10 protein-coding genes and 1 pseudogene are annotated in these 13,119 nt (G+C 68.7%); 2 read left to right on the forward strand and 9 right to left on the reverse strand.

Annotation, left to right across the window (positions count from 1 at the left end; all coding sequences use genetic code 11):
- Window positions 1-6: 6 nt before the first annotated feature.
- The 4 genes from OZ403_RS12710 to OZ403_RS12725 form a co-directional block, all read right to left on the reverse strand.
- Window positions 7-1,473, reverse strand: coding sequence for a PEGA domain-containing protein (locus tag OZ403_RS12710; protein WP_268784312.1), 1,467 nt, complete (start codon window positions 1,471-1,473; stop codon window positions 7-9).
- A gap of 100 nt (window positions 1,474-1,573) precedes the next feature.
- A complete protein-coding gene (locus OZ403_RS12715; RefSeq protein ID WP_268784313.1) occupies window positions 1,574-3,505 on the reverse strand; it encodes a DNA gyrase/topoisomerase IV subunit B in 1,932 nt (643 codons plus the stop codon).
- 12 nt (window positions 3,506-3,517) lie between these two features.
- A complete protein-coding gene (locus OZ403_RS12720) occupies window positions 3,518-5,896 on the reverse strand; it encodes a DNA gyrase/topoisomerase IV subunit A (RefSeq protein WP_268784314.1) in 2,379 nt (792 codons plus the stop codon).
- Window positions 5,897-6,214: 318 nt separating this feature from the next.
- Complete coding sequence (locus OZ403_RS12725) at window positions 6,215-6,880, reverse strand: hypothetical protein (RefSeq protein WP_140789858.1); 666 nt, start codon at window positions 6,878-6,880, stop codon at window positions 6,215-6,217.
- A gap of 104 nt (window positions 6,881-6,984) precedes the next feature.
- On the opposite strand from OZ403_RS12725, the gene OZ403_RS12730 reads away from it, so the two are divergent.
- Together OZ403_RS12730 and OZ403_RS12735 are read left to right on the forward strand one after the other, a co-directional pair.
- On the forward strand, window positions 6,985-7,641 hold the full coding sequence (locus OZ403_RS12730; RefSeq protein WP_140789860.1) for an MBL fold metallo-hydrolase: 657 nt from the start codon (window positions 6,985-6,987) through the stop codon (window positions 7,639-7,641).
- A gap of 157 nt (window positions 7,642-7,798) precedes the next feature.
- On the forward strand, window positions 7,799-9,085 hold the full coding sequence (locus tag OZ403_RS12735; protein ID WP_140874335.1) for a hypothetical protein: 1,287 nt from the start codon (window positions 7,799-7,801) through the stop codon (window positions 9,083-9,085).
- A gap of 175 nt (window positions 9,086-9,260) precedes the next feature.
- Here the strand turns inward: OZ403_RS12735 and OZ403_RS12740 are convergent, their stop codons facing one another.
- The 5 genes and pseudogenes from OZ403_RS12740 to OZ403_RS12760 form a co-directional block, all read right to left on the reverse strand.
- Window positions 9,261-9,485, reverse strand: coding sequence for a hypothetical protein (locus tag OZ403_RS12740; protein WP_268784315.1), 225 nt, complete (start codon window positions 9,483-9,485; stop codon window positions 9,261-9,263).
- A 263-nt stretch (window positions 9,486-9,748) separates the two neighbouring features.
- Window positions 9,749-10,681 carry a VOC family protein gene (locus OZ403_RS12745; protein WP_268784316.1) on the reverse strand — a complete coding sequence of 311 codons (933 nt, stop codon included), beginning with the start codon at window positions 10,679-10,681 and terminating at the stop codon, window positions 9,749-9,751.
- A 253-nt stretch (window positions 10,682-10,934) separates the two neighbouring features.
- Window positions 10,935-11,651: a SitI6 family double-CXXCG motif immunity protein gene (sitI6, locus tag OZ403_RS12750; protein ID WP_268784317.1), complete on the reverse strand. Its 717-nt coding sequence runs from the start codon at window positions 11,649-11,651 to the stop codon at window positions 10,935-10,937.
- 12 nt (window positions 11,652-11,663) lie between these two features.
- Window positions 11,664-12,336: pseudogene (gene sitA6, locus OZ403_RS12755) on the reverse strand (SitA6 family polymorphic toxin lipoprotein).
- A gap of 45 nt (window positions 12,337-12,381) precedes the next feature.
- On the reverse strand, window positions 12,382-13,119 hold the full coding sequence (locus OZ403_RS12760) for a M50 family metallopeptidase (RefSeq protein WP_140789867.1): 738 nt from the start codon (window positions 13,117-13,119) through the stop codon (window positions 12,382-12,384).

Raw genomic sequence — 13,119 nt, forward strand, 5'->3', positions numbered from 1 at the left:
TCCGCCTCAGAATCCGACGCCACCAGAAACGGGGTTGAACGGGCGGCCCTTGTCTTGGGACGTCGCCACGTAGACGGCCCCGGCCGTCACCGCCGCCGCGCCGCCGACCACCGCCCAGAACCACGGGCGCTTGATGAGGGTGGAGAACGAGTTGCCGCCCTCCGCCACGCGGGGCGCCGCGACGCCGTTGACGAAGGCGCGCACCTGGTCCGCCGCCGCGTCCGGGCCGTTCTTCTTCGCGCCCGGCGCCAGGGCAATCTCCACCCCGCGCAGCCGCGCGTTGGAGCGCAGGTCCCACGCCTGGAGTTCGGCCTTGAGGTGGCCCTTGTCCCCGCGAGCCACCGCCGCCAGCACCACGTAGCGGGCGTTGAGCCGCTCACCAATGGCGCGTGCCTCGGGCGGCGGCGTGTCGCGCTCGAAGGCCTGTTCGGTGCTGGCGTGGACCGCCGCGTCACGCACGGCGGACAGGCCCGGGGTGGGCTCCAGCGTCGCCTTCACCTCGGTGCTCTTGGCGGACGCCACCTCCGTGTACTGGGCGAAGGCCGAGTAGCCGGGCAGGGACACCACCACCGGGTGCTGGCCCGCGGTCATCTCCACGCCCTTGAGCGGCGTGACGCCCAGCTCCTGGCCCCGCACGAGGACGCTGGCGCCCGCCGGCTTCGACTCCACCACCAGCGTGCCGGCCGGGCGCGCCTTCACGTCGGCGCGGGCCTGGTCGAAGGACTTCAGCACGTCCTGTCCGAAGAGGGCGGCGTCGGGAGTCGTGGACGGATCCGCCACCACCGCGCGCTTGAACGCGTCCTGGGCCCCGGTGGAGTCGCCGTTGAGCATCCGCGAGGCGCCCAGGAACAGGTAGGCCTTGGCCAGCCGCTCCGGGCTCAGCTCCGCCGGGTGCTTCGTATAGGCCTCCGCCGCCGCCAGGAACTTCGCCTCGGCGGACTCGGGGTCCAGGTTGTCGTAGTCGGTGCGGCCCTGCTCGAAGAGCGTGTCCGCGCGCGTCAGCGAGGCCGGCGGGGACGGCGGGAAGGCCGCGCCCAGGTCCACCATCGCCACGCCGCTCGCCTTGAGCCGGCTCAGCAGTTCCTCCTCCAGCTTCACTGCGGCCTCCTCCGCCGCGGATGTCCGCGCCACCGCGAAGAGCGCCACCGGCCCGGAGGCCGTCACCGCCGCGCTGGCCACCGCCGGCTCACCCGAGGCACTCGGCGCCGCGGGCTTGGCCACGGCCGGAGCGTCCGGCGACACCAGCGGCGTGACGGACGTCTCCTCGTCCTCGTTCGGGGAACCGAAAACCCGGGGCTCGTCGGACTCATCGCCGTCCGCGTCGTCCGCCGGGGGCGCCTTGGTCGTCTTCACCGGCTGGGAGGTGGCGGGGGGCTTCTTGCTGGACTGCTTCTTCCGCGTGGACTGCCCATAGGCGGGAGAGGTGGCCAGCATGAACGCGAGGAGCAGGGAGGTTCGGCGGAACGTAGTCACGGCGCGGATGCTAGCCGAGCCAGGGCTCCGTCTCAAAAGCCCTGCTGCACGCGGGCCCCTCCGGGGTGGGGAGGGACCCGCGACGGTGATTCCGCTCTGACTAAACGTCCAGGTCCTGGACCTCGCTGGCACGCTCCATGATGAACCTGAAGCGGGCGCTGACGTCCTTGCCCATCAAGTCATTGATGAGCCGGTCCGTCTCCAGCGGCTTGTCAATGGTGACGCGCAGGCTCATCCGGTGCTTGGGGTCGAGCGTCGTCTCCTTCAGCTCGTCGGGCGTCATCTCACCCAGACCCTTGAAGCGCATGATGTTGGGCTTGGCGTTGCCCTTCGTCTTCTCCTTGATGATGCGGTCGCGGTCCGGCTCATCCAGCGCCCAGTACGTCTCCTTGCCGATGTCCACGCGGTACAGCGGCGGCTGGGCGATGTGGATGGCGCCGCTCTCGATGAGCGGACGCAGGTGCCGGTAGAAGAAGGTGAGCAGCAGCGTGGCGATGTGGTGGCCGTCGCTGTCGGCGTCCATCAGCAGGAAGACGCGGCCGTAGCGCAGCTTGCTGATGTCGAAGTCGGAGCCGATGCCGCAGCCCAGCGCGGACACGATGTCCTGGAGCTCCTTGTTCGTCGTCACCTTGTCGGTGGACGCCTGCTCCGCGTTGAGCACCTTGCCGCGCAGCGGGAGGATGGCCTGGGTGCGCCGGTCCCGACCCTGCTTGGCGGAGCCGCCTGCGGAGTCACCCTCCACGATGAACAGCTCGCTCATGCCCGGGTCCGTGGACGAGCAGTCCGCCAGCTTGCCCGGCAGGTTGAGCCGGTGGCTGACCGCCGTCTTGCGGCTCACCGCCTGTGACGCGGCCCGGCTGGCCTCGCGCGCGCGGGCGGCCAGGACGATGCGCGCCACCACGGACTCCGCGATGGACTTGTTGTCGTTGAGCCACTTCTCCAGCGCCGGACGCAGCACGCCGTCCACCTGGCCACTGACTTCGGGGTTGTTGAGCCGCCCCTTCGTCTGGCCCTGGAACTGCGGCTCCACCACGTAGGTCGACAGGATGGCGGTGATGCCCTCGCGGATGTCCTCCGCGGTGAGCGTCACGCCCTTGGGCGCGATGCCGTGCGTCTCGATGTAGTTGCGCACCGCCTTCACCACGGCGCTGCGCAGGCCCGCCTCGTGCGTGCCGCCCAGCGGGGTGGGGATGCCGTTGACGTACGAGCGGATGTGCTCGTCGGTGGCCTCCGTCCACGCCAGCGAGGCCTCCAGCCGCACGCCGTTGTCGCGCGAGTGGTAGAAGGCCGCGCTGCCCATGGGCACCAGCGGCTTGTTCCGCTCGGTCACCACCTTGGTGAGGTACTCCGCGATGCCACCGTCGTGTTTGTACGTCACCGACGTGTGGGGGCTGGACGTCTCGTCCTTCCAGACGACCGTCATGCCCTTGTGCAGATAGCTCTTGGCCTCCAGCCGCTCGCGCACCAGCTCCGCGTCGAACTTCAGCTTCTCGCCGAAGATCTCCGGGTCCGGCTCGAAGGTGACGGCCGTGCCGGTGCCTCGCGTCGCGCCCTCCACCTTCAGCGTGCTGGTGGCCCTGCCCCGCGCGTACGACTGGACGTGCTTCTTGCCGTCGCGCTTGATCTCCACGACGAGCTTGCGCGCCAGCGCGTTCACCACCGAGCTGCCCACGCCGTGCAGACCGCCCGAGTGGATGTAGTTGCCCTGCTCGAACTTGCCGCCCGCGTGAAGCGTCGTGAGGATGACCTCCACGGCCGGCTTCTTGTGCTTGGGCATGATGTCCACGGGGATGCCTCGCCCGTTGTCCACCACCGTGACGCTGCGGCTGTCCTTGTGGAGCGTCACCTCCACCGTGGTGGCGAAGCCGTTGATGACCTCGTCCACCGAGTTGTCGAGGATCTCCCACAGCAGGTGGTGATACCCCGTGCTGTCGGTGCCGCCGATGTACATGGCCGGGCGCTTGCGCACCGGCTCCAGGCCTTCCAGGACCTGGATGTCCGCGCCTGTGTAAGTTTCCTTCTTCGTCGCCATGGCGTCCTCTGCCTAGTCCTTCTTCTCGGGCAACGGGATGAAGGTGACGGGGCGTGCCACCTCCTTCACGGCGTCGCGCTTCGACATCTCGTGGCCCTTGCCGCCGCGGCCCGTCAACCCGTACTTCGCCGGGGACAGGTGCAGCTTGCGGCCCTTCTGCGTCTCGAACTCCAGCTTCGCGTCCTTCTGGGCGGGCGACACGGCGAGGAAGTCCACCACCCGGTCATTGTCGTCCACCTTGATGACGGTGACGCCCTTGCCCGGGCCAGCCAGCTCGTTGACCTCCGCCACCTTGCACACCAGGGCGCTGGTCTTCTCCGTCAGCACCGCCAGCAGGTCTTTGTCCGTCACCGGCTGCACGCCAATGATTTCGTCGCCCTCGCCCGTCTTCGCGTAGCGGCGGCCGGCGCGCGTGGAGACCTCCAGGTGCGGCTCCAGCAGGAAGCGCATGCCCATGCCCTGCTTCGTCACGCCCACCAGCTTCTGCGGGCGCGCAAGCCGCGCGTCCAGCGACAGGGCGGACACCACGCGCTCGCCGTCGTCGAACTTGAAGAACTTCTGCACCGGCTCGCCGTAGCCCGTGGAGGCGGGCACGTCGTTGAAGCGGGTGACGTACGCGGTGCCGAAGTTGCTGAACAGCACCAGGTTCGCCTTCAGGCTGCCGGCCAGCACCGCCATCACCGCGTCGCCTTCACGCAGGCGGGTGGTGGACGGGTCCTTCACCTCGCGCACGCGCTTGACCCAGCCGTCGCGGGTGATGACCACGTGCGCGTCCTCGTCCGCGATGAACGCCTCGGCGCTGAACTCCATCTCCTCGGAGCCCGCGCCGCCAATCCGCGTGCGACGCTTGTCGTTGTAGCGGGCCTTCATTTCGCCCAGCTCGTCCCGGACGGTGCTCCACACCTTGTTCTTGTCCTTGAGGATGCCCTGGATGCGCTTGATTTCGGCGCGCTTCTCCTTGAGCTCCTTCTCCACGACGAGAATCTCCAGGCGGGCCAGCTTGTAGAGCTTCATCTCCAGGATGGCGTCCACCTGGGCTTCATCCAGCTTGAAGCGGGCGATGAGCTTCTTCGCGGCGTCCTGCTTTCCTTCCGACGCGCGGATGATTTTGATCATCTCGTCGAGCGCGTCGTAGACCTTCTCGAAACCCTCCAGGATGTGGACGCGCCGCAGCAGCTCGCCCAGCTCGTGCTCGAAGCGCTTCGTCACCACGTCGAAGCGGAAGGTGAGGAAGTACCAGAGGATGTCCTTGAGGTTGAGCCGCTCGGGCGTGCTCAACTCGGGCTTGTCCTTGATGGGTACCAGGCAGGTGAGGTTGACGCCGAAGTTCGTCTGCAGCGGCGTCTGCTTGTACAGGTACGCCATCACCAGCTCGGGGTTGGCGTCCTTCTTCAGCTCCAGGACGATGCGCACGTCCTTGGTGGATTCGTCGCGCACGTCGGTGATGAGCGGCAGCTTCCGCTCGCGCACCAGGTCGCCGAACTTGGCCACCAGCGTGGACTTGTTCACCGTGTAGGGGATGGAGGTGATGACAATCTGCTGGCCGCCTCGCTTGAGGTCCTCCAGCTTGTACTCACCGCGGATGCGGATGCTCCCCTGGCCCGACTCGTAGATGTCGCGCAGTTCCTTCTTGTCGTTGAGGATCTGCCCGCCGGTGGGGAAGTCCGGACCCTTCACCCACTTGAGCAGGTCCTTCGTCAGGAGCTGCGGGTTCTCGATGAGCGCCACCAGCGCGTCCACCAGCTCGCCCAGGTGGTGCGGCGGGATGTTGGTGGCCATGCCCACGGCGATGCCCGTGGTGCCGTTCATCAGCAGCTGCGGCACCCGCGCGGGGATGACCACCGGCTCCTGCAGCGTGCCGTCGTAGGTCGGCCGGAAGGCCACCGTCTTCTTGCCCAGCTCCGTCAGGAGCTCGCTGGACAGCATCGCCAGACGGCACTCGGTGTAGCGCATGGCCGCCGCGCCGTCGCCGTCGAGCGAGCCGAAGTTGCCGTGGCCGTCCACCAGCGGGTAGCGCAGCGAGAAGTCCTGCGCCATGCGCACCAGCGCCTCGTAGATGGAGGCGTCACCGTGCGGGTGGTACTGACCCATGACACTGCCGACCACCTTGGCGGACTTCTGGTACTTGGCTTCGTGCGTCAGCCGGTGGTCGTGGTACATGCCGAACAGGATGCGGCGCTGCACCGGCTTGAGGCCGTCACGCACGTCCGGCAGGGCGCGCGAGGTGATGACCGACAGGGCGTAGTTGATGTACCGGCGGCGTGCCTCGTCCGCGAGCGAAGCCGGCACGGACCCGTCGCCGTTGCCACCCGCGGCGCCGCCACTCCCGCCACCGCCGCCTCCCCCGGCCCCCTGCTTCTTTCGCGATTTCGATTCGGCTTCTGCGAGCATGGTCGTCAATCCACAGGTGAGAACGCCCCGCACCCCGAACGCGGCGCGCGACCCGCGCACTCCTCACGTTGGAGGGGCAGAGGTATGTAACAGGGCGCCGGGACTACCATGCCACCCTGACATTGGGAACGAATTCGGGGGGTTGCGCACTCTCCAACAGTGCCTACCTATACGTCTGTCCAGTCCTATTTGCCAGCAGAACCCCACTCCAACCCCGCGGAATTCCGAGGTCGGAGGCCTCCTGGCTGGGGCATGGGGCGGGACGGTGGGTGCGGGTGGGACAGGACGGCTCGTCCCCCCTGGCTGCAGGCGGACGCCCTAGGGGGTCGCGTCGCGGGCCTTCCCCCACGAACCGTCCTTGAAGATGCGCACGCCCTTGCCGCTCCCGCTGCCAATCATCCCGGGAATGGTGGCCTGGAGCGGCTTGGCGCCGGGCGGCTGGTAGACGACGCGGGCCTTGCGAGCGGAGGGCAGGGCGGCGCTGGTGGCGTCCACCAGCAGGTAGATGGTTTCGCCGTCCACGTGGAGCCGCTCGGGGTCCTGGCGGTGGTTGAACTCGGCCAGCAGCTCGCCGTCATCCACGGAGGAGGCCTCGCTGCCGAGCAGGCGGACCTTCACCCGCAGCCAGCTCACGGGCGGGGCGCCTTCCTGCTTCGCGTAGTCGCGCACGCCCTGGATGACGACGGCGACGTCGGCGCCGTTGCCGGGCGCGTTCTTCGTCGCCAGACGCAGGCCCGTCTGCTTGCTGTTGTCGGTGTCGAGCAGCAGCGTGGCGTTGGCGCAGCGGCTCTTGCACTCGTCGCCCCACGGCACCTTGTCGAAGCGCAGGCGCATGGCGAAGTCACTGCCTTGGGGGCCAATGACGGCGTTGACGATGACGGGGCGCTCCCCATCCGGAGGCGCGGCATAGCGGAAGGTGGCGCGCTCCTTGGCGGCGAAGGCGGTGCCGGCGAGCAGGGTGCAAAGGAGCAGTGGGCGCTTCACGTGGAGACCTCCCAGGGGCAAAAAGGGCCTATTCAAGAGGGAAGGGGCCCACCGCATCAAGTCCCGGGCGTTAGAGTGAGGCTTCCGACGAGGAGGATTTCGCGATGCGTGAACCGTACGTGCGGCAGCTCAAGCTCGGGCCCATGGACAACTTCGTCTACCTGGTGGGCCCCCGGCACTCGGACGAAGTGGTGGTGGTGGACCCCGCGTGGGACGTGGAGGCCATCGAGCAGGCGGTGAAACAGGACGGCAAGCGCGTGGTGGGCGCGTTCGTCTCGCACTGCCACTTCGACCACATCAACGGGCTGCCGGACCTGCTGTCGAAGTGGGACGTGCCGGTGTTCGCGCAGCGTGAAGAGGTCCAGTTCTCCCCGGAGCTGCGCGAGCTGGGCGGCGCGCTGCGGCCCCTGGGGCCGGGGGATGACGTGCGCGTCGGGACTGAGACGTTCCAGGCACTGCACACGCCCGGGCACACGCCGGGCTCGCATTGCCTGCTGGCCGGTGACGCGCTCGTGTCCGGGGACACCGTGTTCATCAACGGCTGCGGCCGGTGTGACATGAGCGGGGGCAACCCGGAGGCGATGTACCGCTCCCTGTCGCAGGTGCTGGCGAAGGTGCCCGACAGCGCGAAGCTGTATCCGGGCCACGACTACGCGGACGTGCCGGTGACGTCCATGGAGACGGTGCGGCAGAAGAACCCGTACTTCGCCTTCGACAATGTGGACGCCTTCGTCGCGTTCCGCATGCGGCCTCGCAAGTAGCGGTCCTCGCCGCTGGTGTCTGGCGGCCAACGGGGCCTCACACCGAGGACACGTTTACCCTGAGTGCGTGCCTGTCTATTGAATCGCGCCCGGCAGGAGAGGGGTTTTCGCCTGCCGTTTTTCCTCGCAGTCCAGGCGTCGAGTCAGGAGCGTTCTCATGTTTCAGGAGCAGCTTTCTCCCCAGTCGCAGCAGATGTTCGGTGAGTCGCTGAAGGAGCGGGTCGTCGAAGCCGTTCGCGAGCAGATTGTCTCCGCGATTGAGGATCGGCTCGGCCGCGAGGTGCGTGAGCGCGTGGGGGAGGCCATCCGCCACGCGATGTCCGAGCGCGGCGGCGGGATGCCGCAGGGGTTCGGGATGATGCCCCAGGGCTACGGCATGCCGGAGCCGGAGCGCATCGCGGACGCGCTTTGTTCCCGCCTGGCGGAGACGCTGCGCGAGCGCATCGCCTCCGTGGTGCACGAGCGCATCCGCGACGGCATCCGCGAGCGGCTGGCCGAGTGCGTGCGCGCGGCGCTGATTGAGCAGTGGCAGATGTCCTCCCACGGCTTCGGCGCCCCGGATGCCGAGCGGCTGGCGGAGGCGGTGCGCACGCGGCTGATGGAGGCCCTGCGCGAGCGCATCAACACCGCCGCGCATGACGGCGTGCGCGAGGCCCTGCGCGAGCGGCTGGCGGACACGCTGCGCTCGGTGATGTCGGAGCGCATGCCCGGCTTCAGCCCCCACGACGCGGAGCGGATGGCGGACGCCATTCGCGGGCGCCTGGCCGACGCCCTCCACGAGGGACTGGTGTACAGCCTGCGGGAGCGCGTGCGCGAGGCCCTGCGCGAGCGCCTGGCCGACGGGCTCCGCGGCTTCGTGACGCGCCAGTGGGGCGGCATGGCGGCCGGCTCGTTCGACCCCGATCGCATCGCGATGGCCCTCCAGGACCGGCTGTCCGAGGGGCTCCGTGAGCGCATCAACTCGGCGGTTCGCGAGCGCGTCCGCGAGGTGCTGCGGGAGCGCATGGGCGAGATGCTGCGCGGCGCCATGGCGCGTCACCGGGGCATGATGATGGGGCAGGGCGGGATGATGCCGCAGGGCATGATGATGGGGCAGGGGATGCAGGACGTGGAGCGCCTGGCGGACGCCATCCGCACGCGGCTGGCGGACTCCCTGCGTGAGCGGCTCGTCAGCAGCATGCGCTCGGAGCTGGAATCGGCGCTGCGCTCGCAGCTCCCCGACGCCGTCCGGTCGGCGCTCGGTGAGGCGATGCGCGCCGGTCCGTCCATGATGCCGACGCAGCACAGCGGCGGCGGCGCCGTCGACCCCGAGCGCATCGCGAGCGCGGTGCGTGAGAGCGTGAGCGCCGATGTCCGTGAGCGCGTGGGCGAGATGGTCCGCGAGCGCGTGTCCGAGGTCGTCCGCAACGAGCTGTCCAACGGCGTGCACGCCCCGCAGGCGTGATGCGCCGTCTCCTCGGAGGCGCGGTGGTGAGGTCCGCTGCCCGCCTCCGGGGAGGCATTCCCCCTCCGTCGGGCGATGGCGCTCAGGGGGGAGCTCAATCCTCCCAGGGGTTGGCCTTTCGCCAGCGCGCGAAGACGGCCTTGACCTCTTCGGGCGAGGCCGAGATGTACTGGGGCTACAGGGCCCATTTCTTGTGCGGATAGCCGAGCAGGTTGTTCAGCGTGCTGTTGATGGCGTACTTCTGTTTCGCTAGGTCGTCGCACGCGGGCCAGGACGCCAGGATGGCGGCGACCTCCGCTCTGTCGAGTCCGAACACGGAGGGGAACGCCCTTTCGGAGAAGAACGGGCCTTCGACCGCTGCACGAAGACACTCCTCGATGATCTTCTCGTCGCGCGTCATACCGCGCAGTCTATCTGCGCGGCGAGGAGGCGGGTATGCTCAGGGCGACCAGTACATCGGCCCGCCGTTCCAGGTGGTTGTGATCTCCATCTGCGGTGTCGCGTTCCATGGCGAAGGCGTGGTGAAGCCGAGTCCGACGCCCGCTGGCTGGTCCGTGCAACCGGACGTCATCAGGGCACCGGCCATCAGGACGGCCCAGGACAGCGAGCGGGGGGATGCGTGTCGACGCAGACGCATGTGGGGTTCTCCTCGAAGGTGGCGCATCAGGGCGCCGTAGCGGACTTGGACGTTTCGAAGGGGTAGCGCTGGAGCGCGAGCACCGCGCCGCTCGGGTCGGCGATGAGCGCGAGCGAGCCGCCACGCGCGTCCGGGCGCGGGGCCATCAACACTCGGCCACCCAGGGCCTGGGCCCGCGAAGCGAGCGCCGCGGGGTCCTTCACGCGGATATAGGTGAGCCAGTTGGGGCGTGCGCCTTTCACCGGGTTGGCCAGCACGCCGCCTCGGGGATGCTGTCCCTGCGCGAGGACGTAGTGCGGCCCGCCGCCGAGTGGACGCTCACGGACCTCGTAGCCCAGGAGTTCCTTGTAGAAGTCCGCCGCGGCGACGGGGTCCTGGGCCAGGTACTCCATCCACAAGAACTGGCCCTCATCAGGCACGCCCGTGTCGGCCGGGTCTCCGGGCTGGGATCGCACGAAGCCCACCGCCGCGCCCTGCGGGTCGGCGACCACCGCGGCTCTGCCGATGTTCCGCACATCGATGGGCCCGTCGAGCGCCTTGCCGCCGCGAGCACTCACTTCGGTAACGGCGCGGTCCACGTCGGGCACGGAGAGGTAGCCCAACCACAGCGCGCCTTCGCGTTTCTCGGCCGCGTTCGCAGGATGGACGATGCCGCCAATCCAGCGTCCCTGGGCGCGGATGAGGGAGTAGGGGCGGCGGCCTCCTCGGATGTCCACGAACTCCCAGCCGAACAGGTCGCGATAGAAGCGCTTCGCGGCTGCGGGGTTGTCGGTGACGAGGTCGTGCCAGACGAACTTGCCGTAGAGTGGCGTGGGCGACAGGGGGATTCCCTCGCGGGCCGCGCTGTTGGGCGTGGACGCGCACCCGGTCTGGGTGGCGACCGCGCCTCCCACGGCGCACACGCTGGTCAGCAGGAGTCCGCCGCGAATCCACGCGCGCCACATGCCAGGAAGTTTCATCGTCTCTCCTCGTGCCGCGTCCGGAGCCGCTCGCGGGCTGGATGGCCGGCGGGCTCGGAGGTGCACGGGACAGGACGGGCCGGAGGCTTCGATATGAGGCGGCGGCCTTCACTCGACAACCCACGGGGCGCGTCCGGGCGACTCTCGGTGAGGTCATTGTGCCCCGCGCGACGTCAGTCGGCCCCCGCGCGCTACACCCGCCGCGCCCGCGCCGTGACGGAGGGCATCTGAACGGCGGCGGACTCCAGCGTCATCAGCGCGTAGGAATCTCGCGAAAGGCCATTCCTTCCAGGCCGAGCTGGCGCACTGTCTCCATGAACCGTTCGGTGCAAACGATGACGGTGGCGTAGTCGCCTACACGGAAGACATCGCGATCGATGGGCAGGGATGCTGCGTCGAGAAGGGGCGCGTCCGGCAGTCGAAGCGCGACCCGGCCACAGGCGTCGCATGGCGGAGCGAGGTCCGAGGGAAGGCAGTCCATATGGAGCCGGCCGCGCGGCTCGATTTGGAGCTCCAGCAACTCCGGCGGCTCCTTCTGGCGGAACCTCAATTCCGTTTTACAGCCGAGCAGTCCCCTGACGCCTTCGGTTTGGAGGCGCTCAAGAGCATCTCGCCGCACGACCCACAGAATGTCCCCCTGTGACGTCAGCGGGCCGAACCTCCCAGCGGCTGTGCCTTCAAGAGGCCCCAGGTGCGTGCCCGGCGGAAGTGGCACGCCGGGGGGGACATAGGGGCGAACCAGCTCTCGCAGTTGCGTGAGTTCCGAAACGGGAACAGGCCAGGGGCGCACGAAGCGTGACCGCTCGGGCACGTGAGACAGGTCCACCCCTGGGTACTGGTGCCCGGCCCCGCCCCACGTCACTCCACAGGCATCGCACTTCACGCCGGGCAGGCGCCACTTGTGTGTGGCATCGAAGCTGCCGTTGAAGGGCGGCGTCCGCTCCTCGCGTATCCAGAAGAACCGCATCATGCACTCAATCTCTCAAGTCCCTGGCTTGGAATGGTAGGCGCGAATGGGCCCGCCCATGAGCTGGAAGCGGTAGATGAGTTCGCCCGCGTGCTTGAAGATTTCCTCGGGGCTTGCGTTCTCGTTGCGGAGTCTGAACTCGCGCCAGGCTTGGTTCCATGCACCGCCGCTGTTGCCCCCTTTTGTGAATGCGCTGATGAAGGTCCCGGGGAATCGGAAGTGTGTAGTCGTGAATCCTGAGCCCTCTATCCCTGAACCACTCCGCCAGGTCTCTGGCCTGGGGGAAGATGTGGTGCTTCTCCCACCGTCCGGGGGTGAGCCAACGTGAAGGTGGCACCACCCAACCGGCAGCGCCGTTCCAGTTGGGGAACACCATGACAGCGCCCCGCGGGAGGTTCTGGCCTCCTCCCCAATTCCTCCGGGGACCGCGCACTGGCGCAGCCGCAGCCGCGGGAGGGCGCGCAGGCGGGAACCGCGCCAGCTCTACCGCTCCGGGCACGTCTTCGCAGCGATAGAGTCCGCACGCGTCGCCATGGCAAAGGAGCGAGCTGCAAGGGGCATCATCAGCGGCGGCGCACGTCTCCTCCGCGGTCTCCCAGTCCTGGGACGCGGGCATCCTCGCGGCGTTGGAGCACCCCAGAAAAGACAGCGCGAGCACCGAGAATGCAGAGACCAGAAATGTCCGCATCATCGGAGAAGTCTATCGCGTGTCAGGCTGGGGCCGCGGGAGGCGCTACACCCGCCGCGCCCGCGCCGTGACGGAGGGCATCTGGAGCCCCTTGGGCCTGGCGTGCAGGGACGTGTACGCCGCCACCGCCAGCAGGCCGATGGCGAGCAGCGACCACAGCGCCGCCCACACCACCGCGGGCACGTAGGTGAGGTCCGCCAGGAGCGCCGCGTCACTCTGCGAGCGCACCGCGCTGTTCCACAAATCGGAGCGCAAATCGAACAGCGCATACAGCGCCGTGAAGGCAGCGATGAACAGGTTCAGCGCGTCCACCACCCCATCCGGCAGGAACTTCGCGCCCAGGGCCAGCACCACGGCCGTGCCCAGGCAGAAGAATAGGGTGAAGCTGTCCCCCGCGTACACCACGCCCATGACGGTGAGCCACACGCTGGCCGTGCCCAGCACCCAGCGGCGGAGCCGGAAGCGGAAGGTGGCCAGCATCAGCCCCGCGCCCGCCACCGCGCTGCCCAGGTACCCCCCGGAGTAGACGGCCACCTTGGCGAACAGCCCGGGAGGCAGGCGGGACAGGCAGGAGCCCGACTCGTTGGCCGCCAGGTGGATGCGGTCCACGGAGCCGCCCACCAGCAGCGTCGCCAGGGCGTGCCCGCTCTCGTGCATCATCACCACCAGCACCTTCATGGGCCACAGGGCGGGCGAATCCCAGAAATACCAGCCCACCCCCAGCATGAGGGCGAGCAAGGCCAACCGGCCCAAATCGAGCTGTGCACCGCTGGCGGTCCGCAT

Source organism: Myxococcus sp. NMCA1, assembly GCF_026810205.1.
GTDB lineage: Bacteria > Myxococcota > Myxococcia > Myxococcales > Myxococcaceae > Myxococcus > Myxococcus xanthus_A.

Excerpts from the sequence above, each read along its gene's own strand:
- OZ403_RS12715 (WP_268784313.1), bottom strand. The coding sequence starts at position 3,505 with ATGGCGACGAAGAAGGAAACTTACACAGGCGCGGACATCCAGGTCCTG.
- OZ403_RS12720 (WP_268784314.1), bottom strand. The coding sequence starts at position 5,896 with ATGCTCGCAGAAGCCGAATCGAAATCGCGAAAGAAGCAGGGGGCCGGG.
- OZ403_RS12730 (WP_140789860.1), top strand. The coding sequence starts at position 6,985 with ATGCGTGAACCGTACGTGCGGCAGCTCAAGCTCGGGCCCATGGACAAC.
- OZ403_RS12735 (WP_140874335.1), top strand. The coding sequence starts at position 7,799 with ATGTTTCAGGAGCAGCTTTCTCCCCAGTCGCAGCAGATGTTCGGTGAG.
- OZ403_RS12740 (WP_268784315.1), bottom strand. The coding sequence starts at position 9,485 with ATGACGCGCGACGAGAAGATCATCGAGGAGTGTCTTCGTGCAGCGGTC.
- OZ403_RS12745 (WP_268784316.1), bottom strand. The coding sequence starts at position 10,681 with ATGAAACTTCCTGGCATGTGGCGCGCGTGGATTCGCGGCGGACTCCTG.
- sitI6 (WP_268784317.1), bottom strand. The coding sequence starts at position 11,651 with ATGATGCGGTTCTTCTGGATACGCGAGGAGCGGACGCCGCCCTTCAAC.
- OZ403_RS12760 (WP_140789867.1), bottom strand. The coding sequence starts at position 13,119 with ATGCGGACCGCCAGCGGTGCACAGCTCGATTTGGGCCGGTTGGCCTTG.